The sequence below is a fragment of the Pseudomonas sp. MWU12-2319 genome (assembly GCF_023242525.1).
Classification (GTDB): Bacteria; Pseudomonadota; Gammaproteobacteria; order Pseudomonadales; family Pseudomonadaceae; genus Aquipseudomonas; species Aquipseudomonas gingeri_D.
Map to the genome: position 1 here is coordinate 66,540 of NZ_JALJES010000012.1, position 20,368 is coordinate 86,907.

Annotated in this window: 20 protein-coding genes; 9 read left to right on the plus strand and 11 right to left on the minus strand. The window is 63.4% G+C overall.

What is annotated here, in order from left to right:
* Nucleotides 1-64: 64 nt before the first annotated feature.
* From M5C01_RS19805 to M5C01_RS19840, 8 genes are all read right to left on the minus strand, one after another.
* Nucleotides 65-1,138 carry a hypothetical protein gene (locus M5C01_RS19805; protein WP_152740170.1) on the minus strand — a complete coding sequence of 358 codons (1,074 nt, stop codon included), beginning with the start codon at nucleotides 1,136-1,138 and terminating at the stop codon, nucleotides 65-67.
* Between the two features lie 284 nt (nucleotides 1,139-1,422).
* Nucleotides 1,423-3,138, minus strand: a complete 1,716-nt coding sequence (gene nagE / locus M5C01_RS19810; protein ID WP_103497026.1) for an N-acetylglucosamine-specific PTS transporter subunit IIBC — start codon at nucleotides 3,136-3,138, stop codon at nucleotides 1,423-1,425.
* A gap of 42 nt (nucleotides 3,139-3,180) precedes the next feature.
* Entirely contained in the window at nucleotides 3,181-5,697 is a 2,517-nt protein-coding gene (gene ptsP, locus M5C01_RS19815) for a phosphoenolpyruvate--protein phosphotransferase (RefSeq protein ID WP_152740171.1), read from the minus strand.
* Nucleotides 5,698-5,710: 13 nt separating this feature from the next.
* A complete protein-coding gene (locus M5C01_RS19820) occupies nucleotides 5,711-6,733 on the minus strand; it encodes an SIS domain-containing protein (RefSeq protein ID WP_152740172.1) in 1,023 nt (340 codons plus the stop codon).
* The gene (nagA, locus tag M5C01_RS19825; protein WP_103497023.1) at nucleotides 6,714-7,820 is read right to left on the minus strand and encodes an N-acetylglucosamine-6-phosphate deacetylase; all 1,107 of its coding nucleotides are present in this window, start codon (nucleotides 7,818-7,820) and stop codon (nucleotides 6,714-6,716) included. Before nagA ends, M5C01_RS19820 begins: the two co-directional genes overlap by 20 nt.
* A gap of 19 nt (nucleotides 7,821-7,839) precedes the next feature.
* Nucleotides 7,840-8,571, minus strand: a complete 732-nt coding sequence (locus tag M5C01_RS19830; protein WP_152740173.1) for a GntR family transcriptional regulator — start codon at nucleotides 8,569-8,571, stop codon at nucleotides 7,840-7,842.
* 174 nt (nucleotides 8,572-8,745) lie between these two features.
* Nucleotides 8,746-9,249, minus strand: coding sequence for a L,D-transpeptidase family protein (locus M5C01_RS19835; protein ID WP_152740174.1), 504 nt, complete (start codon nucleotides 9,247-9,249; stop codon nucleotides 8,746-8,748).
* 41 nt (nucleotides 9,250-9,290) lie between these two features.
* Nucleotides 9,291-9,845, minus strand: coding sequence for an NUDIX hydrolase (locus tag M5C01_RS19840; protein ID WP_152740175.1), 555 nt, complete (start codon nucleotides 9,843-9,845; stop codon nucleotides 9,291-9,293).
* A 147-nt stretch (nucleotides 9,846-9,992) separates the two neighbouring features.
* Between M5C01_RS19840 and M5C01_RS19845 the strand changes: the two genes are divergently transcribed.
* The 5 genes from M5C01_RS19845 (at nucleotide 9,993) to purT (ending at nucleotide 13,190) form a co-directional block, all read left to right on the plus strand.
* Entirely contained in the window at nucleotides 9,993-10,592 is a 600-nt protein-coding gene (locus M5C01_RS19845) for a CoA pyrophosphatase (protein ID WP_103497019.1), read from the plus strand.
* Between the two features lie 40 nt (nucleotides 10,593-10,632).
* Nucleotides 10,633-11,157 (plus strand): gamma carbonic anhydrase family protein, encoded by a 525-nt coding sequence (locus M5C01_RS19850; protein ID WP_100944707.1) that lies wholly within the window; start codon nucleotides 10,633-10,635, stop codon nucleotides 11,155-11,157.
* Entirely contained in the window at nucleotides 11,154-11,360 is a 207-nt protein-coding gene (locus M5C01_RS19855; protein ID WP_103497018.1) for a DUF1289 domain-containing protein, read from the plus strand. The genes M5C01_RS19850 and M5C01_RS19855 overlap by 4 nt, the downstream gene beginning before the upstream one ends.
* A gap of 63 nt (nucleotides 11,361-11,423) precedes the next feature.
* Nucleotides 11,424-11,891: a VUT family protein gene (locus M5C01_RS19860; RefSeq protein ID WP_103497017.1), complete on the plus strand. Its 468-nt coding sequence runs from the start codon at nucleotides 11,424-11,426 to the stop codon at nucleotides 11,889-11,891.
* A 117-nt stretch (nucleotides 11,892-12,008) separates the two neighbouring features.
* Nucleotides 12,009-13,190, plus strand: coding sequence for a formate-dependent phosphoribosylglycinamide formyltransferase (gene purT, locus M5C01_RS19865; RefSeq protein WP_152740176.1), 1,182 nt, complete (start codon nucleotides 12,009-12,011; stop codon nucleotides 13,188-13,190).
* Between the two features lie 171 nt (nucleotides 13,191-13,361).
* On the opposite strand, the gene M5C01_RS19870 is transcribed toward purT, so the two are convergent.
* The 3 genes from M5C01_RS19870 to ccsA form a co-directional block, all read right to left on the minus strand.
* The gene (locus tag M5C01_RS19870) at nucleotides 13,362-14,678 is read right to left on the minus strand and encodes an MFS transporter (protein WP_152740177.1); all 1,317 of its coding nucleotides are present in this window, start codon (nucleotides 14,676-14,678) and stop codon (nucleotides 13,362-13,364) included.
* Nucleotides 14,679-14,904: 226 nt separating this feature from the next.
* Complete coding sequence (locus tag M5C01_RS19875) at nucleotides 14,905-16,140, minus strand: transporter associated domain-containing protein (protein WP_152740178.1); 1,236 nt, start codon at nucleotides 16,138-16,140, stop codon at nucleotides 14,905-14,907.
* A gap of 15 nt (nucleotides 16,141-16,155) precedes the next feature.
* Nucleotides 16,156-16,968: a cytochrome c biogenesis protein CcsA gene (ccsA, locus tag M5C01_RS19880; RefSeq protein ID WP_152740179.1), complete on the minus strand. Its 813-nt coding sequence runs from the start codon at nucleotides 16,966-16,968 to the stop codon at nucleotides 16,156-16,158.
* Between the two features lie 197 nt (nucleotides 16,969-17,165).
* Between ccsA and ffh the strand changes: the two genes are divergently transcribed.
* The 4 genes from ffh (at nucleotide 17,166) to trmD (ending at nucleotide 20,344) form a co-directional block, all read left to right on the plus strand.
* Nucleotides 17,166-18,542, plus strand: coding sequence for a signal recognition particle protein (ffh, locus tag M5C01_RS19885; RefSeq protein WP_100944700.1), 1,377 nt, complete (start codon nucleotides 17,166-17,168; stop codon nucleotides 18,540-18,542).
* Nucleotides 18,543-18,794: 252 nt separating this feature from the next.
* Entirely contained in the window at nucleotides 18,795-19,046 is a 252-nt protein-coding gene (gene rpsP, locus M5C01_RS19890; RefSeq protein ID WP_017124058.1) for a 30S ribosomal protein S16, read from the plus strand.
* Nucleotides 19,047-19,051: 5 nt separating this feature from the next.
* Entirely contained in the window at nucleotides 19,052-19,588 is a 537-nt protein-coding gene (gene rimM, locus M5C01_RS19895) for a ribosome maturation factor RimM (RefSeq protein WP_103494908.1), read from the plus strand.
* 3 nt (nucleotides 19,589-19,591) lie between these two features.
* Nucleotides 19,592-20,344 carry a tRNA (guanosine(37)-N1)-methyltransferase TrmD gene (gene trmD / locus M5C01_RS19900; protein WP_100944698.1) on the plus strand — a complete coding sequence of 251 codons (753 nt, stop codon included), beginning with the start codon at nucleotides 19,592-19,594 and terminating at the stop codon, nucleotides 20,342-20,344.
* The last annotated feature ends 24 nt before the right edge of the window (nucleotides 20,345-20,368 follow it).

Genomic DNA, 20,368 nt, shown 5'->3' on the forward strand with positions numbered 1-20,368 from the left:
TGCTTGTCTGGGCATTGGCCGTTTCCAGCGGATTGCCGCAGCTTCCATGAGTTGGAAAACCCTTCTAGTTTTGCACTGGAGGCATCTTTCTCTCGCCGACGCACTCGGCCGGCAGACTCGCACCTTTCTCGAATCGGCACGCGCCTAGCAGTAACTCACTCTTGATACCGCCGATGAACGCGACGGCGCCTTCACGCCCTCCAGTACTAGGCCCTGAAAGGTCCACCGCCACGCTGTTGGGCTTGACTTCATAGACCCAGCCGCCGTTCTGCGCATCCGCGACCGCCCAGTTCCTGGCCGCGGTATAGTCGCGAAACGCCACAACGATCGAGTTGGTGAAGACCGGCGACTCCGGGTTGCTGCCCAATCGCAAATTCGGTGCCTGCGAGTTCCAGGCCCGCAACCCATGGGCAAGCGCCTCAGCCCCTTGCACGGGGTTGATGAGCGAGGAGCCGACCGCCCAGAGGGTTTGATTGCTCGTTACCCAGGCCAGTCCTTCTGGAGGCGTCACCTGGCTCCAGTCGATGGACATCGCCGCGACCTCCAATCGGCTTTCCTGGCCGGTGGGTTCGCGGTAGGCCTGGTTCGGGACGCAATCAGCCGCGTCGTTCTTCTTGCACGCCTGCTTGATAAAGCGCCCCTTGACCCCGCCCGGGAAGCTGATCTCTTCCTCGCTGACAATAGGTCCCCCGGATTTCTCCTGGTCGATGCCATGGGGGGCCTTGAACTCGAACACCCATTCCTTGGCGAAGCTCTGGGCGATCCGCTGACTGCGTGTGGTACTGCTATAGACCGACTTTCCCGCCCCCGCCCCGTGGCGGAACCAGTCGTACATCCACTCGTTCTCGGGGAAGTTCACGGCTTTGGGCAAGAGCCCGACCTGGAAGGCCTCAAGCCCCTGATCCGTGGTGTCGCCCCGATAGAGCGTGTCCATGTCGGTCCGCCAGTGCAGGGAGGGCAGGGTGTCGCGGATCGGTACGCTGGTATCCGCCGCGACCTGAAGCCAGGCTTGATACCAGGGCTCCTCGTCGCCCTGGGGTGTTCCTGCCGCCCATGCGCCATTGCCCGGCAGCCACGCGCCTGCCAACACTACCGCCGCGACCGCAGTCGTCCGAAGAAAACCGCCATCTTTTTTCATGATTTTGTGCCTCATCCAGAACGGTCAAGCCATGCCGAATCACATACGTCATGACTACACATTCTTCGACGTGACACCTTTCATCACTTTCGCGGGAGAAAGCTGCGCTGAGCGGAGCCTCGATCCGCAGAGTGAATGTTGAGTGTAGATTGTCACGGGTGCGATAGCTGCCTTCGGGCTCCCAGACTTGTAACGCTTCTTGTCCCGGTGCTGGGTAGTCGCTATTCATGGGGAGCCAGGCAGTTTGAGGTAACGCAGCGGTGCCGCTACCTCAAGCGGCGGAGCTAGAGTGGCGCTGCACAGGTTTCCCGGCGGTTCAATAGCGCCCCCAGTGCTTCACTGATTCCGCTGGCCGGATTCCCCACCAGCACATGCCAGGTCCCACCTTCCACCTGACTGACGCCTTGGCAGCCCAGGGTTTTCAGATCCGCCTCCGATAACCGTCGACCATCCTCAAGTTGCACCCGCAGCCGAGTCTGGGCCACGCATTCCAATGCCAGCACATTGTCTTTTCCGCCTAGCGCGTCCAGCCATTGTTGGAGCTGTTCCGTACTGATCGCTGTCGACTCGGCCCGCACCGGCTTACTCACCGCGATATCGATCGAACCGGTTACGGGCAAGGCCAAACGAATCTCATCGGCAATGCTGTCCGCCAACGGCCCGACCACCACTTGCAGGCTGCCGCCATGGCCCGGCCGGACCACCGCCATCGCCCCGAGGCTTTTCAGTTCGGCGTCCAGGGCTTTGTCACGGTCCAGCAACTCCACCCGCAGGCGCGTGGTGCAGGCACCGACCGTCAGCAGGTTGGCCGCCCCGCCCAGGGCCTGGATATAAGCGGCGGCCCTCTGGTTTTCGCTGAGTATCCGGGTGGCGGTCGCAGTGGCGATGTTCTCGCGCCCGGGCGTCTTCAAATCGAAACGACGGATGCAGAAATCGAAGACGAAGTAGTACAGCAGGGCATAGGCCAACCCCACCGGGAACACCAGCCAGCCGTTGGTCGACTTGCCCCAGCCCAGGGCCATGTCGATGGCGCCGCCGGAGAAGGTAAAGCCCAGGTGGATGTTCAGCGCGTTGGTCACCGCCATCGACAGACCCGTCAACAAGGCGTGCAACACATAGAGCATCGGCGCAAGGAACATGAAGGCGAATTCGATCGGCTCGGTCACCCCGGTCAGGAACGAGGTCAGGGCCATCGACAGCAGCAGCCCGCCCATCAGCTTGCGCCGTTCCGGCAGGGCATTGCGGTACATCGCCAGGCAGGCGGCCGGCAGGCCGAAGACCATCACCGGAAACATCCCGGTCATGAACTGTCCGGCCTTCGGGTCGCCGGCGAAGTAACGCGCCAGGTCGCCGGTCACCGCCAGCCCGGTCTCGGGCGAGGTGTAGCTGCCGAACACGAACCACATCATATTGTTGAGGATGTGGTGCAGGCCGGTGACGATCAGCAGCCGGTTGAAGACGCCGAAGACAAAGGCGCCGAGGCTGCCGCTCTCGACCATCAGCAGGCCGAGGCTGTTGATGGCGCTCTGGATCGGCGGCCAGATAAAGCCGAACACCACCCCCAGGCCCACCGCCGAGAACCCGGTGACAATCGGCACGAAGCGTCGCCCGCCGAAGAACGCCAGGTACTCCGGCAGCTTGATGTCCTTGAAGCGGTTGTACAGCGCACCGCCCAGCAGGCCGCTGATGATCCCGGCGAGCATGCCCATGTTGATGCTTGCATCGAGCACCTTGAGGGTGGCGATCAGCACCAGGTAACCGATGGCCCCGGCCAGCCCGGCGGTGCCGTTGTTGTCGCGGGCGAAACCCACGGCGATGCCGATGGCGAAGATCAGCGCCAGGTTGGCGAAGATGGTGTTGCCGGCATCGTGGACGATCGCGATGTTCAGCAGGTCGGTATCACCCAGGCGCAACAGCAGGCCGGCTATCGGCAGGATGGCGATGGGGAGCATCAACGCCCGTCCCAGGCGTTGCAGACCTTCGATGAAGAACTGGTACATGACGTGTCTCCTTCTTGTTGTTGTATGCAGGCGCTGGATCAATCAGCCCAGGGGCCAGTGTTGGCGACAGGCTTCACGGACTTTCGCGGCGCTGCCCAGTTGCAGCAGCGACGGCACGATCCGCCGACATTCGGCGGCATCCAGGTCGCGGACCCGCGCCTTGATTTCGCCAATTTGCGGGGTACTCACGGACAGCTCGGTGACCCCCAGGCCGATCAGCACCGGGGTTGCCAGCGGATCGGAGGCCAGCGCGCCGCAGACCCCGACCCAGCGCTGATGCAGGGCGGCCCCGGCGCAGGTCTGGGCCATCAGCCGCAGCAGGGCCGGGTGCAGGGCATCGACCCGGGCGGCGAGGCCGGCGTGGTCGCGGTCCATGGCCAGGGTGTATTGCGACAGGTCGTTGGTGCCGATGGACAGGAAGTCCGCGTGCTCGGCCAGTTGTTCGGCCAGCAGGGCGGCGGAAGGCACTTCGATCATCACCCCCAGTTCCGGGCGCAGGTTGAGTCCCATCTCAGTGGCCAGCTCATCCAGACGCTGGCGCACCTGCAGCAGTTCGTCGACTTCGCTGATCATCGGCAACAGGATCCGGCAGCGTTGCAGCGGGCTGACCTGCAGCAGGGCGCGCAGTTGCTGGTCGAGCAGTTCCGGCTGGGCCTGGCCCAGGCGGATGCCCCGCAGGCCCAGCACCGGATTGGTTTCCATCGGCAGCGGCAGGTAGTCGAGCTGCTTGTCGCCACCGACATCGATGGTGCGGATGATCACCGGTCGGTAGCCCATGGCATCGAGTACGCCCTGGTAGGCACTGCGTTGTTTCTCCTGATCCGGCGCGCTGCGACGGTCGACGAAGAGGAACTCGGTGCGCAACAGGCCGACGCCATCGGCACCGTGTGAATGGGCCTCGCCGGCTTCGGCGGCCGAGGCGACATTGGCCGCGACCTCGATGCGCAGGCCATCGAGGGTGTCGGCCGGCAACTGGGCCTGGGAGTGTTGTTGCTGGCGGCGCAGTTGCTGTTGCCCGTGGGCCAGGGCGACGCCTTCGCGGCGGGCCGCATCGGGGCTCGGTTCGAGGCGGCCCTGGCCGGCGTCGAGGACCACCACCTGGCCGGGCGCGATGTCCAGCAGCCCGCTCCCTAGCGCGACCAGGCAGGGCAGGCCCTTGCTGCGGGCGAGGATCGCCACGTGGGAGGTCGCACCGCCAGCGGCCATGCACAGCCCGGCGACCTGTTGCTGGCTGAGCAGCAGCAGGTCCGAGGGGGTCAGTTCCTGCGCGGCGACGATAGCGCCGGGCGGCAGGTCGTAGTGCGCGGCTTCACCCAGCAGGGCCCGCAACACCTGTTGCCGGAGGTCGCGCAGGTCGTTGGTGCGCTCGGCCAGCAGTGGATTGCCGAGATTGAGCAGGACCTGGCATTGCGCTTCGATCGACTGGTCCCAGGCGTGGCTGGCCGCCTGGCCGGCTTCGATGGCATGGCTGGCGGCATCCAGTAGCACGGGGTCTTCGAGCAGGGCGAGATGGGCGTTGAAGATCGCTTCTTCTTCGACGGCCTTGCGCTGGCGGGCCTGTAACAGTGTGCCGTGGATATCCGAGCGGACCTTTTCCAGGGCGGCGTCCAGCGCTTGCAGTTGTTCATCGGCGTTGTGCTGGCCGGCGTCCGGCGCCAGGCTGATGGCGGCCAGGCGTACCAGCGGGCCACTGACCAGGCCGGGCGAGGCGCACACGCCCTGGAGAACGCCGTCTTCGTTCGGTTGCGGCGCCGCCGTCTGCAGCGGTGGTGGTGCCGAATGGTGTGCATCGTTCAAAGGCGTGCGCAGCACCTTCAGCAGGGCCAGCAGTGCCGCTTCGCGGTCCGGCCCCTGGCAACTGATCTGCACTTCCTGCTGTTCGCCGACGCTGAGGCCCATGATGCCGATCAGGCTATCGAGGGCGGCGGATTTATCGCCCAGATGCAGGCGCGCGCTGCAATTGAAGCCCTGCGCGGTCTGGCGCAGCAAGGCCGCCGGACGTGCATGCAGGCCGCCGTGATGGGCGACCCGGGCGCTGCCGCGGACTTCGTCGGTGTCCGTCATCGGGGTAGGGGCCTGCTGTTCGGCGTTCTGGCGCGGGACGATTCGCAGCAAGGGCTCACCGACCTTGACCTGGCCCTGGGCCACGGGCTCCAGGTCGTAATGTTCGGCGTTGGTCAGGACCACCAGGCTCACCAGGCTTTTGCACTGGCGCGCCACCCGGTCCAGGTCGATCCGCAGCAAGGCCTGGCCGTCCTGCACCCGGGCGCCGGTCTCGACCAGCAGGGCAAAACCTTCGCCTTGCAGTTCGACCGTGTCCAGGCCCAGGTGCAGCAGCAGTTCGGCGCCGTTGTCGGCGCGCAGGGTCAGGGCGTGCCGCGTTCGGGCGATATGAATGATCTCGCCGGCACAGGGCGCATGCAGGCAATCGTTGAGCGGGTCGATGGCCAGCCCCGGACCCATGGCGCCGCTGGCGAATACCGCATCGTCGACCTCGACAAGCGGGAACACGGGGCCGCTCAGCGGGGCGCTGAGGGTGATGTTGTTCTTGTTATGCATGGCGCTGTACTCGTCAGTGGGTACGGGTGACTTTGCTCAGGTGGCGCGGTTGGTCGGGGTCCATGCCACGGGCCACGGCCAGGTGGGCGGCCATCACGTAGAAACTCTGGATCGCGAGGATCGGGTCGAGGGCCGGGTGCTCGGCGCAACACAGGTCCAGGTCGCGTTCGGCCACGTCCGGCGGCGCGGCCAGCAGCACCCGGGCCCCGCGCTGGCGCATCTCGGCGGCGAGCTTGAGCAGCCCGGCCTGTTCGGCACCCCGTGGGGCGAAGACCAGCAACGGGTAGCCGGCGTCGATCAGGGCCATGGGGCCGTGGCGGACTTCCGCGCTGCTGAAGGCTTCGGCCTGGATCGCCGAGGTTTCCTTGAATTTCAGCGCCGCTTCCTGGGCGATGGCGAAACCGGCGCCACGGCCGATCACCATCAACCGTTCGCAATCGCGCAGGGTCTCGATGGCCTTGCTCCAGTCGCGGGTCGCGGCCTGGCGCAGGCCTTCCGGCAGGGCCTCCGTGGCGGCGAGCAAGGCCGGGTCCTGGTGCCAATGGCCGAGCAGCCGCGCACTGGCGCTGAGGGTGGCGATAAAACTCTTGGTCGCGGCCACGCTTTGTTCCGGTCCGGCCAGCAGCGGGATCGTATATTCGCAGGCGGCTTCCAGCGGCGAGTCCGCCGCGTTGACCAGGGCCACCGTCAAGGCACCGCGTTCGCGCAGCAGGCACAGGCTGTCCACCAGATCAGGGCTCTGGCCGGACTGGGAAAAGGCCAGTACCGCCTGGCCGCTGACCTGCAACGGCGAGTGTTGCAGGGTCACCACCGACATCGGCAGGGAGGCCACCGGGACGCCGGTCTGCTGCATGGCGATATAGGCGAAGTAGCTGGCGGCATGGTCGGAGCTGCCACGGGCGACGGTCATCACCACCTGTGGCGGTTGCTCGCGCAGCCGGGTGCCGAGGGCCATCAGCCGGGTATCGAGCTGCTGCAACTGGCGGCTGACCGCCTCGTGGGCCGACAGTGCCTCTTCAAGCATTCTGGAAGTCATGGACTTCTCCTTCGACCATGATCGAGGTCAGTGTCAGTGAACGGTCCAGGCGCACGCAGTCGGCCCAACTGCCGGTTTGCAGGCGTCCGCGCTCGGGCAGGCCAAGGTAGTCGGCGGGGAATTGCGACAGGCGTTGCGAGGCTTCGGCCAGGGGCAGGCCGATCTTCACCAGGTTGCGCAGGGCCTGGTCCATGGTCAGGGTGCTGCCGGCCAGGGTGCCATCGGCCAGGCGTACGCCGCCCAGGCATTTGGTCACGGTGTGGCTGCCCAGCTTGTACTCGCCGTCCGGCATGCCGGCCGCCGCCGTGGAGTCGGTGACGCAATACAGGCAGGGAATCGAGCGCAGGGCCACGCGCATGGCCCCGGGGTGCACATGCAGCAGGTCCGGGATCAGTTCGGCGTAGCGGGCGTGGGCCAGGGCGGCGCCGACGATGCCGGGCTCGCGGTGATGCAGCGGGCTCATGGCGTTATACAGGTGGGTGAAGCTGGTGGCCCCGGCCTCGAGGGCGGCGACACCTTCTTCGTAGCTGCCCAGGGTATGGCCGATCTGCATGCGGATGCCCCGTGAGCTGAGGTCGCGGATCAACGGCGCGTGGCCGGCGATTTCCGGGGCGATGGTAATCACCCGGATCGGTGCCAGGCGCAGGTAGTCCTCGATTTCGGCGCTGACCGCCGTATGGGCGAAGTTCGGCTGCGCCCCCAGCTTGCCGGGGTTGATGAACGGACCTTCCAGATGCACACCGAGGACCCGGGCGGTACCGGGCTGGCGCTGTTCGCAATAGACCCCGAGTTGGCCGAGGATCGCGCTGATTTCCTCGGGCGGCGCGGTCATGGTGGTGGCCAGCAGCGAGGTGGTGCCGAAGCGCAGGTGGGTGCGGGCGATGGTCTCGAAGGCGTCGCCACCCTGCATGATGTCCTTGCCGCCGCCGCCGTGGACGTGCAGATCGATAAAACCGGGCAGCAGGTACGGCAGGTCGTTTTCACTCGGATCGCAGGGCGTGCCCTCGATCTGCGTGACCTTGCCGTGCTGGTGCAGCAGGCGGCCGCGAATCCAGCCTTGCGGGGTGAGAATGTTGTCTTCGGACATGGCAGGCTCTCTGAACAGGCTAACGCCGCAGTTCGGCGACGAAGTCGTAGTAATCGTTACGGCAGTAGGTGTCGGTCAGCTCGATGGGGGTGTTGTCCTCGAGGTAGCCGACCCGGGTCATCAGCAGCATCGCGGTACCGGGCTCGATGCCCACCAGCGCGGCGAATTCGGTCGAGGCGTTGATCGCGCGAATATGTTGCAGGGCCCGCACCACCGGACGGCCGATGCTGTCGAGGAAGGCGTAGAGCGAATCGCCGACGGCCTCGGGGTCGGGCAGCAGGGCGGCGGGCAGGGTGCTCATCTCGATGGCCATGACGGTATCGTCGGCGGTGCGCAGGCGCTTGAGCCGGGTGACCTGGTCCCGTGGCGACAGGGCCAGGCGGATCAGTTCCTCATGGCTCGGCAGGGCGATCTCGCGTTCCAGCCAGCGCGAGCCGGGGACAAAACCCTTGGCCCGCAGCCGTTCGCTGAAACTCGACAGGCGGGAAAGGGGTTGTTCCAGGCGTGGGGTGATAAAGGTCCCGGAGCCCTGGCTGCGGCGGATCAGCCCTTGTTCCAGGAGGACCTCCAGGGCCTTGCGCGCGGTGACCCGGGAAATGCTCAACAGTTCGCTCAGGTTGCGCTCCGAGGGCAATGCCTGTTCGGCTTTCCACTGGCCGGCATGGATCGCCGCTTCCAGGTTGCGCGCCAGTTGCAGGTAGAGCGGCGTCGGCTGGGACTCGTCGGGTCGCAGGGCGAGGATGTCGTTCATGTAGGATTTTTCCTGTGCGTTTGTTGGAAATTTTGCACTCGGACAGTGGTGATGAAAGTAATACCACTTGAATACCATGTCAATGCCAGTGGTTTCGTGAGAGTGCAATAAAAACGCCCATCATGGGGAGCATGACGGGCGTTGTTTGAGTCAGTGGTATCAGGGTGGTTCGGCTCAGGGGCGGATTTCCACCAGGGTGCCGTCCTTGACCAGGTTCCAGACCTCGCGCATATCGACGTTGCGCATGGCCACGCAGCCGTCGGTCCAGTCCAGGGTGTGGAACAGCTGTTCCGGGTAGTCCTCGGAATCCGGGGTGCCGTGGATCATGATCATGTCGCCGGGGTCCACGTTTTCACGGCGGGCGCGGGCCGAGTCGCTGATATTGGGGTAGGACAGGTGCATCGACAGGTTGTATTTGTCGCTGGTCTTGCGCCAGTCCACCCAATAGAAGCCCTCGGGCGTGCGCCGGTCGCCGGCGATGAGTTTCTGGCCCTTGGGATTTCGACCCAGGGAAATACGGTAGGTCTTCAGGGGTTTGCCATCACTGATCAGTTGCAACTGATGGGCGGACTTGAGGATCAGGACTTTCTCGATGATTTTGCCGGCCAGCGGGTCGGCGGCGGAGGCCTGGGACAGAGCGGCGAACGACAGGCAGAAGACGACTAACAACCAGCGCATTAAAACGGTATCCCTGAAGGTGAAGCGTTTCTGATTTCGGGTTATTGGGCGTTGCCGCGTGGCGCCATGGGCGGCACGGCTTCGCTGCGAACCGGGTATTGCTGGTTCGGGCGGTCGGCGAAGAAGCATTCCAGGGTCCGTCCGACGGTCCTGAACGCCAGTTCGGACCAGGGGATCTCGTGTTCTTCGAACAGCCGTACTTCCAGGCTTTCTTCGCCGGCGGCAAATTCCAGGTCCACCAGTTCGGCACGGTAGAACACATGTACCTGGTTGATATGCGGCACGTCGATCAACGTATAGATGCTCAGGTTGCGCACCTGCGCGCAAGCCTCTTCCAGGGTTTCCCGGCGAGCGGCCTGTTCCACGGTCTCACCGTTTTCCATAAAACCGGCGGGCAAGGTCCAGTAACCCCGGCGCGGCTCGATGGCACGGCGGCAGAGCAGGACCTGGGTGCCCCAGACCGGCAGGCAGCCGGCGACGATATTGGGGTTCTGGTAATGAATGGTGTCGCAGTGGTCGCAGACGAAGCGCAGGCGCGTGTCGCCCTCGGGTATGCGTTGACTCACCGGTTTGCCGCAATGGCTACAGAACTTCATGCTGGATTCTCTTGGCAATGCGCCTATCTTCGCGTGGGTGGCGGTCTGTCGGCAAGTTGTGCTTTCGCGACATGGCAACGTCCGGGACTTGGGCCAGTCACTTCTTTTGGTGCATGATGCCGGGTAAGTCGCAAATCGAGATCAGCCATGCTGGATGAGTTACTTCGACGGATAAGCAGCCATACGCCCCGCCCCCTGGAAACGGACCGTCGTTTTCCCGAGGCGGCGGTACTGGTGCCTATTACCCGCAGTGACGAACCGGAGTTGGTGCTGACCCTGCGCGCCAGCGGTCTGTCGACCCACGGCGGCGAAGTGGCCTTTCCCGGCGGGCGCCGTGATCCGGAGGATCCGGACCTGATTTTCACCGCCCTGCGCGAAGCCGAAGAAGAAATCGGCCTGCCGCCGGGTCTGGTGGAAATCATCGGGCCCCTCAGCCCGTTGATCTCCCTGCACGGCATCAAGGTCACGCCTTACGTCGGGGTGGTGCCGGATTTTGTCGACTATCGGGCCAATGACGCCGAGATCGCCGCGGTGTTCAATGTGCCGCTGGAGTTTTTCCGCCAGGACCCGCGTGAGCATACCCATCGCATCGACTACCAGGGCCGCAGCTGGTACGTGCCCAGCTACCGTTTTGGCGAGTACAAGATCTGGGGGCTGACGGCGATCATGATCGTCGAGCTGGTCAACCTGTTGTATGACGCCCGGATCAGCCTGCACAATCCCCCGGAACGTTTTATCAACATCTAGAGCCGCCGTTCAGGTGGTCGTGAGCCTTGAGGACAACCCTATGAAATACCGTCTGGGCGATGCCCGGGTCGAGACGCATCCGCAGAGCTGGGTGGCGCCCAATGCGACCCTGGTCGGCAAGGTCCGGCTGGAGGAGGGCGCCAGTGTCTGGTTCAACGCGGTGTTGCGAGGCGACAACGAACTGATCCTGATCGGCCGCAACAGCAATGTCCAGGATGGCACGGTGATGCATACCGACATGGGCTATCCGCTGACCATCGGCACCGGGGTGACCATCGGTCATAACGCGATGCTCCATGGCTGCACGGTGGACGACTACAGCCTGATCGGTATCAACGCGGTGATCCTCAACGGCGCGAAGATCGGCAAGCACTGCATCATCGGCGCCAATGCGTTGATCGGTGAGAACAAGGAAATCCCCGACGGTTCGCTGGTGATGGGCTCGCCGGGCAAGGTGGTCCGCGAGTTGACCGAGGCGCAGAAGAAAATGCTCGAAGCCAGCGCCGCCCACTATGTGCACAACGCCCAGCGTTATGCCCGCGACCTGGCGGTTGACGAAGCATGAGCACGCCGGAACGTCCGGTGGCCTCGCCTTGTGTGAGTGTCTGCGCGCTGGACGAACAGGACATCTGCATTGGTTGCCAGCGTACGGTCGAGGAGATCACCCGCTGGAGCCGCATGGACAACAACGAGCGCCGCGAGGTGCTGGCGCGTTGTCATGGGCGGGCCAAGGCCAGCGGCTTGCTGTGGATCCCGACAAAGTCTTGAGCTTGGCCCCGTGCGGTGGCTGAAGTACCCTGTAGGGCTCATAGACAAGGTCGTCTGCACTCCATGCTCTTTCTTCTCGCCTACATCGCCAGCGTCGTACTGATCAATTTCGCCTTCTCCGCGGCGCCGCACCTGGACATTATCTGGTCCGCCTGGGGCGGACTGGTATTTATCCTGCGGGACATGGTCCAGACCCGCTTCGGTCACGGCGCGATTGTCGCGATGATCGCGGCGCTGCTGCTGTCCTACTTCACCTCCGAGCCGGCCATCGCCCTGGCGAGCGCCACCGCCTTCGCCATCTCCGAATGCATCGACTGGCTGGTCTTCAGCATCACCAAGCGCCCGCTGCACGATCGCCTGTGGATAAGTTCGGCCCTCAGCATCCCGCTGGACACCTTTATCTTCTTCGGCCTGATCGGCGCGCTGACCCCGGGGGTGATCCTCACCGCCCTGGGCTCGAAATTCGCCGGGGTGACCTGCGTCTGGCTGGCCATGGCCTGGCGGATGCGCAAGGCGGCGCTTTCCAGCTGAAGTCAGGCCCGTTCGGTTCATGTCCCGCTCAGTTCATGTAAAATGCCGGCCTTTCTTCCCGACAGGTGCCTGATTGTCCAGGCGCCGTCGTTGATTCCGCTTCCTTGAGGACCTGAAATGACCCGTATCGGAACTCCACTGTCGTCGACCGCGACCCGCGTATTGCTCTGTGGCTGTGGTGAGCTGGGCAAGGAAGTGGTGATCGAGTTGCAACGCCTGGGCGTCGAAGTGATCGCCGTTGACCGTTACGCCGATGCGCCGGCCATGCAGGTGGCCCATCGCAGCCACGTGATCAATATGCTCGACGGCGCGGCCCTGCGGGCGGTGATCGAGGCCGAGAAGCCGCATTTCATCGTTCCGGAAATCGAAGCCATCGCCACCGCCACCCTGGTGGAACTGGAAGCCGAAGGCTTCACCGTGGTGCCGACCGCCCGTGCCGCGCAACTGACCATGAACCGTGAAGGCATCCGTCGCCTGGCCGCCGAAGAGTTGCAGCTGCCGACCTCGCCGTACCACTTCGCCGACACCTTCGAGGCCTACAGCCAGGCCGTTACGGATCTGGGCTTCCCTTGCGTGGTCAAGCCGGTGATGAGTTCTTCGGGCAAGGGCCAGAGCCTGCTGCGCAGCGTCGACGACGTGCAGAAGGCCTGGGACTACGCCCAGGAAGGCGGGCGTGCCGGTAAAGGCCGGGTGATCGTCGAGGGCTTTATCGACTTCGACTACGAAATCACCCTGCTGACCGTTCGTCATGTGGGTGGCACCACCTTCTGCGCGCCGGTCGGCCACCGTCAGGAGAAGGGTGACTATCAGGAGTCCTGGCAGCCGCAGGTCATGAGCCCGTTGGCCCTGGCCGAGTCGGAGCGGGTCGCCAAGGCGGTGACCGAGGCCCTGGGTGGGCGCGGGATGTTTGGCGTCGAGTTGTTTATCAAGGGCGACCAGGTGTGGTTCAGCGAAGTCTCGCCGCGTCCTCATGACACCGGCATGGTGACCATGATTTCCCAGGACCTGTCGCAGTTTGCGCTGCATGCCCGGGCGATTCTCGGCTTGCCGATCCCGTTGATCCGTCAGTTCGGCCCGTCGGCGTCGGCGGTGATCCTGGTGGAAGGGCAGTCGACCCAGACCGCGTTCGCCAACCTCGGTGCGGCGTTGAGCGAGCCGGATACCGCCTTGCGCCTGTTCGGCAAGCCGGAAGTCAACGGCCAGCGCCGCATGGGCGTGGCGTTGGCGCGGGACGAGTCGATCGAAGCGGCGCGGGCCAAGGCGACCCGTGCTGCTCAGGCGGTTGTGGTAGAGCTGTAAGCACGCTGACGAGCGCGGATTTGTGCCCTGCGCACAATCCGCGTTCACCACTGAACTGTAGGAGCAGGGCTTGCCCGCGAAGAGGCCCTTGAGTGCTGCATTGATCTCAAGGATGCCATCGCCAGCAAGCCGGCTCAATAATCGTGCTTGGCGCAGAAGTGGCGCCGATCTTCAGGCCACCTTGTTCAAATCGTTGTAGCGCGTTTCCTTCAAGCAGAAAATCGCAATCAGGCTCAACGCCGCCGCCCCTGATACATACCCGCCGACCCAACTCAAACCGCCCATCGCCACCAGCTTCTGGGCAAAGAACGGTGCCGCCGAGGCCCCGACGATGCCGCCCAGGTTATACGCCGCCGATGCGCCGGTATAACGCACGTGGGTCGGAAACAGCTCCGGCAGCAATGCCCCCATCGGCGCGAAAGTAATCCCCATCAGAAACAGCTCAAGGCACAGGAACAGGGCGACGCCGGTGGTCGAGCCATGGCCCAGCAACGGCTCCATGGTGAAACCGGACAACAGCGCCAGCACCCCGCCCAGGATCAGCACCGGCTTGCGTCCGAAACGGTCGCTGGCCCAGGCCGCCAGTGGCGTGGCCGCGGCCATGAACAATACGGCAAAACACAGCAGTCCCAGGAAAGTCTCGCGACTGTAGCCAAGGTTGGCCACGCCATAACTCAGGGAAAACACCGCCGAAATATAGAACAGTGCGTAACACACCACCATCGCCAGCGAACCGAGCAGCACCGGAGCCCAATAGCGGCTGAACAGCTCGACCAACGGCATCTTCACCCGTTCCTGGCGGGCCACGGCATTGGTGAAAATCGGCGTTTCCTCGAGCTTGAGGCGCACATACAGGCCGACCATCACCAGCGCGGCGCTGAGCAGGAACGGAATGCGCCAGCCCCAGGAACGGAACTGTTCATCGCTCAAGGTCATGGCCAGGATCAGGAACAAGCCATTCGCGGCGAGAAAACCGATGGACGGGCCCAGTTGCGGAAACATGCCGAACCAGGCGCGCTTGCCTGCGGGGGCGTTTTCGGTCGCCAGCAACGCGGCCCCGCCCCATTCGCCGCCAAGCCCCAGGCCCTGGCCGAAGCGCAGCAGGCACAAGAGGATCGGCGCCCAGGCGCCAATGGTCGCATAGCCGGGCAGCACGCCGATCAGCGTGGTGCAGACACCCATCAGCAGCAGCGAAGCGACCAGCGTCGATTTACGCCCGATGCGATCACCGAAGTGGCCGAACAGGATCGAGCCCAGCGGGCGGGCGAGGAAGGCGATACCGAAGGTCAGGAAGGCCGAGAGCATCTGCGCGGTGCCGTCGGTCTGCGGGAAAAACACCGGCCCGATCACCAGGGCGGCGGCGGTAGCATAGACGTAGAAGTCGTAGAACTCGATGGCCGTGCCGATAAAGCTGGCGGTCGCCACTCTCGAGGTCGAATTCAGCGGTTTGCTCGGCGTGGCGGTGTCAAAGGTGCTGCTGGAGGTCATTGCGGGCGTCCCTGAAAGTCTTGCGCGTGCGAATTATTAGTATTGAAGGCCCAGGGATAAGGGCTGGTTCCGGCGCGACAGGCTGTGAGTGTCGGCGGCGGATTCATGACAAGGCATTGCTGGCCGGAGGAGGCCAGGTGCGGGTAAGCGGGCGTTCCGGCGGGGCTGGATAAGCCCGCCCGATTATAGGAATGCGTCTATCGATCAAACAAGGGGGCAGGCTGTATCAAGGCGCAACCGGGACCGAACTGGTGTGCCAGACCAGCACCCGGCTGACCCGATTGTCCTCGGTCTCGAGGATTTCCAGGCGGTAGCGGCCGATCTTCAGGCACACGGCGCTCTCCGGGATGGTTTCCAGGGCTTCGGTCACCAGACCGTTGAGGGTTTTCGGGCCGTCGCTGGGCAGGTGCCAGCCCAGGCTCTTGTTCAGTTCGCGAATCGACGCGGCCCCTTCGATCACCAGCCGGCCATCGGGCTGGGGGTGGATGTGCGGGTTGTCGAGGCTGTGCTCGCTTTCGAACTCGCCAACGATTTCTTCCAGGATATCTTCCAGGGTGACGATGCCCAGCACCTCGCCGTATTCGTCCACCACCATGCCCAGGCGCCGTTGCTGCTTGTGGAAATTCAGCAGTTGCAGTTGCAGCGGCGTGCTTTCCGGGACGAAGTACGGTTCGTGGCAGGCGGCGAGCAGGGCGGCTTTGGTGAGGTTGGCATCGAACAGCAGATTGAGGATCTGGCGGGTATTGATCACCGCCTCGACCTGGTTGATATCGTTGTGGAACACCGGCAGGCGGGTACGGCGGTTCTTCAGCAACTGCGCGGTGATTTCCTCGATGGAGTCGTCGAGGTTGATCCCGTCCACTTCGCTGCGCGGTACCAGGATGTCGTTGACCGTGATGTTGTCCAGCGCCTTGATACTCGACAGCGACGGGCTGCGTGGCGGGTGCTCCGGTTCATCTTCCGGATCGAGGGGCGGCTGGTCTTCATCGCTCTGCTTGACCGTGCCGGCCTTGCTGATAAAGGGCCGCAGCAGCAACTGGGCGATGCCGTTGAGCAGCCAGGCCACGGGGTAGAGGATCTTCAGCGGAATGCCCAGCAGGGCATTGCCGGTGGCCAGGATCGGTTCGGGATAACGGACGGCGAGCAGGCGCGGCAGGTAGTCGGCGAAGACCAGCAGCAACACCGTGGCGCCGAGGCAGGCCAGCCAGGGCCCATGCTGGCCCCACTCCAGGATTGACAGCAGGGTGCCGATGATCACGACCACGACCCGGCACAGGGTATTGCACAGGATCAGGCTGTCGCGGGGGAACTTCATCCTGGCGGTGGGTTTTTCACCCGTGCGTAAAGCCGGGCGCAGGGCGGCGATTTGTTGCTGCGCGACTTCAATGGCGGTAAACAGCGCCGACCAGAGAATCAGCAGGGCCAATACGGCGAGCATTGGCCCGGCGGGCAAGTTGTCCATGGTCTTGTGTGCCCGTCAGATGTGCAGGATGTATTCGCGGACCAGCTTGCTGCCGAAATAGGCCAGCATCAGCAGGCAGAAACCGGCCAGGGTCCAGCGGATCGCCTTGTGCCCGCGCCAGCCGAGACGATTGCGCCCCCACAGCAGCACGCTGAACACCACCCAGGCCAGGCAGGCCAGCAGGGTCTTGTGCACCAGGTGCTGGGCGAACAGGTTCTCGACGAACAGCCAGCCGGAGATCAGCGACAGCGACAACAGGCTCCAGCCGGCCCAGAGGAAGCCGAACAGCAGGCTTTCCATGGTTTGCAGCGGCGGGAAGTTGCGGATCAGCCCGGAAGGGTGCTTGTTTTTCAACTGACGGTCCTGCAGCAGCAGGAGCAGCGCCTGGAACACCGCGATGGTGAACATGCCGTAGGCCAGGATCGACAGCAGGATATGCGCCAGGATCCCCGGTTCCTCGTCGATGATCTGCACCGTGCCCGAGGGCGCGAACTGCGCCAGCAGCACCGTCAGCAGGCCCAGCGGAAACAGCAGGAGCAGCAGGTTTTCCACCGGAATGCGCGAGCAGGCCACCAGGGTCAGGGCGATCACGGCGACGGCGATCAGGCTGGCGGCGTTGAAAAAGTCCAGGCCCAGGCCGATCGGGGTCATCAGGTGGGTGAGCAGGCTCACCGCGTGGGCGATCACGGCGACTACGCCGAGCCCGACCAGCAGGCGTTTGTTCGCCTTGGCGCCCTGGCGCAGGCGGGTGCCCTGATAGAGGGTCGCAGCGGCGTAGATGAAGGCGGCGGCGAGGCTGGTCAGCAAACTGGGTGACAAAGGGAGCATAAGTCCTGTTAGGCAAGCCCGAAAGACGCTGAGTTTGGCATAGAACCCCCGGTCCACGAAAGACCGTGGCGCTAGTGGCGGCATGCAGTCTCCGCTATAATCCGCGACCTGCCCACGCCGCAGGCTCGCCAGGCGCTGTTTTTCCTTGTTCCGGCAGCCATCACTTCGGTCTCCATAAGGGCCTCAAAGGATCGCGCATGTTTGAAAACCTGACCGACCGTCTCTCGCAGACGCTGCGCCATGTCACCGGCAAGGCCAAGCTGACCGAGGACAACATCAAAGACACCCTGCGTGAAGTGCGCATGGCGTTGCTCGAAGCCGACGTCGCCCTGCCGGTGGTGAAGGACTTCGTCAATTCGGTCAAGGACCGCGCGGTCGGCACCGAGGTGTCGCGCAGCCTGACCCCGGGCCAGGCGTTCGTGAAGATCGTCCAGGCCGAACTCGAAAGCCTGATGGGCGCCGCCAACGAAGACCTCAACCTCAGCGCCGTGCCGCCTGCGGTGGTGTTGATGGCCGGTCTGCAGGGCGCGGGTAAAACCACCACCGTCGGCAAGCTGGCGCGCTTCCTTAAAGAGCGCAAGAAGAAAACCGTGATGGTGGTCTCGGCCGACGTTTACCGTCCGGCGGCCATCAAGCAGCTGGAAACCCTGGCTGGCGACATCGGCGTGACCTTCTTCCCGTCCGATCTGAGCCAGAAGCCGGTGGACATCGCCGAGGCGGCGATCAAGGAAGCCCGTCTCAAGTTCATCGACGTGGTCATCGTCGACACGGCGGGTCGTCTGCACATCGACGACGAGATGATGGCCGAGATCAAGCAACTGCACGCGGCGATCAAGCCCGTGGAGACGCTGTTCGTGGTCGACGCCATGACCGGCCAGGATGCCGCCAACACCGCCAAGGCGTTTGGCGATGCGCTGCCGCTGACCGGGGTGATCCTGACCAAGGTCGACGGTGACGCCCGTGGCGGTGCCGCGCTGTCGGTACGGGCCATCACCGGCAAACCGATCAAATTTATCGGTATGGGCGAGAAGAGCGAAGCGCTCGAGCCCTTCCACCCGGAGCGGATTGCCTCGCGCATCCTCGGCATGGGCGACGTGCTCAGCCTGATCGAGAAGGCCGAGCAGACCCTCGACAAGGACAAAGCCGACAAACTGGCTAAAAAGCTGAAGAAAGGCAAAGGCTTCGATCTCGAAGACTTCCGCGACCAGCTGCAACAGATGAAGAACATGGGCGGCCTCGGTGGCCTGATGGACAAACTGCCGAATATCGGCGGGGTCAATCTGGCGCAGATGGGCAATGCCCAGGGCGCGGCCGAGAAGCAGTTCAAGCAGATGGAAGCCATCATCAACTCCATGACCCCGGCCGAGCGCCGCGACCCTGAGCTGATCAGCGGTTCGCGCAAACGTCGGATCGCCATGGGCTCCGGTACCCAGGTGCAGGACATCGGACGCTTGATCAAGCAGCACAAGCAGATGCAGAAGATGATGAAGAAATTCTCCGCCAAAGGCGGTATGGCCAAGATGATGCGCGGCATGGGCGGTATGTTGCCCGGCGGCGGCATGCCGAAAATGTAAAAGATTCGCGTCGACCTGACGGTCGGCGCTACCCTCGCAGGGATGCGGGGGATCGCCAGTAAACCCGCGTTCAGCGGGAGCTGACCTGCCGTTTTAACGACGGCTCTATGGCAAATCCAGATTGCACGGCGCCGGGCGCCGGAAAAAGTCATTTGCAAAAGTCCGTATATTCCTTAGAATATGCGGCCTTTCGGGCACCCATGCCCGCTGTGCATTTAGATTTGCAGCACCGACTACAGGAACGATGTTCACATGCTAACAATCCGTCTTGCCCTTGGCGGCTCCAAAAAGCGCCCGTTTTACCACCTGACCGTAACCGACAGCCGCAACGCTCGTGACGGTTCGCACAAAGAACAAGTGGGTTTCTTCAACCCGGTTGCTCGTGGTCAGGAAGTTCGTTTGTCCGTGAACCAAGAGCGCGTAGCCTACTGGCTGAGCGTTGGTGCACAACCTTCTGAGCGTGTTGCTCAGTTGCTGAAGGAAAACGCTAAGGTTGCGGCCTGAGCAATATGAACGCGACGCCGGCCTCTACCGATGATTTGATCGTTATCGGCAAGATCTATTCCGTTCATGGCGTTCGCGGCGAAGTGAAGGTTTATTCCTTTACTGATCCAATTAAAAACCTGTTGGACTACAAAACCTGGACGCTCCGGCGCGAAGGTAGCGTGAAACAGGTGGAGCTGGTCAGCGGACGCGGGAACGACAAGTTCCTGGTCGCAAAGCTCAAGGATCTCGATGATCGTGAAGAAGCGCGTCTTCTGGCCGGTTATGAGATCTGCGTGCCGCGCAACCTGTTCCCAGACCTGACCGACGGCGAGTACTACTGGTACCAGCTGGAAGGTCTCAAGGTCATCGACACCCTCGGACAACTGTTCGGGAAAATCGATCACCTGCTGGAGACTGGCTCGAATGATGTCATGGTGGTCAAGCCTTGCCCGGGCAGCCTGGATGATCGCGAACGCCTGTTGCCCTATACCGAGCAATGCGTGTTGGCTGTCGACCTGGTCGCTGGCGAGATGAAGGTGGATTGGGACGCGGACTTCTAAGCGATGGCTAGCCTACGCGTAGAAGTGATCAGTTTGTTTCCCGAAATGTTTTCCGCCATCAGCGACTACGGCATCACCAGTCGTGCGGTGAAACAGGGGCTCTTGCAGCTGACCTGTTGGAATCCGCGGGACTACACGACGGATCGACATCACACTGTGGATGATCGCCCATTTGGCGGTGGTCCGGGCATGGTGATGAAGATCAAGCCCCTTGAGGACGCCCTGGTTCAGGCCAAGGCAGCGGCAGGGGAGGCGGCGAAGGTGATTTACCTGTCGCCCCAAGGCCGGCAACTGAATCAGTTGGCGGTACGCGACCTGGCGAAAGAGGAAGCCTTGATCCTCATTGCAGGTCGTTATGAAGGCATTGACGAGCGCTTTATAGATGCTCATGTCGATGAAGAGTGGTCGATTGGGGACTATGTTCTTTCCGGTGGCGAGCTGCCGGCGATGGTCCTGATAGATGCGGTTACACGGCTGCTGCCCGGAGCTTTAGGGCATGCGGACTCCGCGGAGGAAGATTCCTTCACGGATGGTTTGCTGGATTGCCCGCACTACACCCGTCCGGAGGTGTATGCGGATCAGCGTGTTCCCGACGTGTTGCTCAGTGGCAACCACGCACATATCCGGCGTTGGCGTCTGAAGCAGTCCCTTGGCAGGACCTCGGAACGACGCGCCGATCTTCTGGAAAGCCGCTCGCTTTCTGGAGAAGAGAAGAAGCTGCTCGAGGAATACATCCGCGAGCGGGACGATAGTTAACAACGTATCGATGGTAGATCGAAC

What these genes read in the sequence shown, in the direction of transcription:
- M5C01_RS19875 (WP_152740178.1), bottom strand. Translation starts at nt 16,140, where the DNA reads ATGGACAACTTGCCCGCCGGGCCAATGCTCGCCGTATTGGCCCTGCTG.
- ptsP (WP_152740171.1), bottom strand. Translation starts at nt 5,697, where the DNA reads ATGCATAACAAGAACAACATCACCCTCAGCGCCCCGCTGAGCGGCCCC.
- M5C01_RS19805 (WP_152740170.1), bottom strand. Translation starts at nt 1,138, where the DNA reads ATGAAAAAAGATGGCGGTTTTCTTCGGACGACTGCGGTCGCGGCGGTA.
- M5C01_RS19820 (WP_152740172.1), bottom strand. Translation starts at nt 6,733, where the DNA reads ATGACTTCCAGAATGCTTGAAGAGGCACTGTCGGCCCACGAGGCGGTC.
- M5C01_RS19830 (WP_152740173.1), bottom strand. Translation starts at nt 8,571, where the DNA reads ATGAACGACATCCTCGCCCTGCGACCCGACGAGTCCCAGCCGACGCCG.
- ffh (WP_100944700.1), top strand. Translation starts at nt 17,166, where the DNA reads ATGTTTGAAAACCTGACCGACCGTCTCTCGCAGACGCTGCGCCATGTC.
- trmD (WP_100944698.1), top strand. Translation starts at nt 19,592, where the DNA reads ATGGCTAGCCTACGCGTAGAAGTGATCAGTTTGTTTCCCGAAATGTTT.
- M5C01_RS19835 (WP_152740174.1), bottom strand. Translation starts at nt 9,249, where the DNA reads ATGCGCTGGTTGTTAGTCGTCTTCTGCCTGTCGTTCGCCGCTCTGTCC.
- M5C01_RS19845 (WP_103497019.1), top strand. Translation starts at nt 9,993, where the DNA reads ATGCTGGATGAGTTACTTCGACGGATAAGCAGCCATACGCCCCGCCCC.
- M5C01_RS19840 (WP_152740175.1), bottom strand. Translation starts at nt 9,845, where the DNA reads ATGAAGTTCTGTAGCCATTGCGGCAAACCGGTGAGTCAACGCATACCC.
- rimM (WP_103494908.1), top strand. Translation starts at nt 19,052, where the DNA reads ATGAACGCGACGCCGGCCTCTACCGATGATTTGATCGTTATCGGCAAG.
- M5C01_RS19855 (WP_103497018.1), top strand. Translation starts at nt 11,154, where the DNA reads ATGAGCACGCCGGAACGTCCGGTGGCCTCGCCTTGTGTGAGTGTCTGC.
- rpsP (WP_017124058.1), top strand. Translation starts at nt 18,795, where the DNA reads ATGCTAACAATCCGTCTTGCCCTTGGCGGCTCCAAAAAGCGCCCGTTT.
- nagA (WP_103497023.1), bottom strand. Translation starts at nt 7,820, where the DNA reads ATGTCCGAAGACAACATTCTCACCCCGCAAGGCTGGATTCGCGGCCGC.
- nagE (WP_103497026.1), bottom strand. Translation starts at nt 3,138, where the DNA reads ATGTACCAGTTCTTCATCGAAGGTCTGCAACGCCTGGGACGGGCGTTG.
- purT (WP_152740176.1), top strand. Translation starts at nt 12,009, where the DNA reads ATGACCCGTATCGGAACTCCACTGTCGTCGACCGCGACCCGCGTATTG.
- M5C01_RS19860 (WP_103497017.1), top strand. Translation starts at nt 11,424, where the DNA reads ATGCTCTTTCTTCTCGCCTACATCGCCAGCGTCGTACTGATCAATTTC.
- M5C01_RS19850 (WP_100944707.1), top strand. Translation starts at nt 10,633, where the DNA reads ATGAAATACCGTCTGGGCGATGCCCGGGTCGAGACGCATCCGCAGAGC.
- ccsA (WP_152740179.1), bottom strand. Translation starts at nt 16,968, where the DNA reads ATGCTCCCTTTGTCACCCAGTTTGCTGACCAGCCTCGCCGCCGCCTTC.
- M5C01_RS19870 (WP_152740177.1), bottom strand. Translation starts at nt 14,678, where the DNA reads ATGACCTCCAGCAGCACCTTTGACACCGCCACGCCGAGCAAACCGCTG.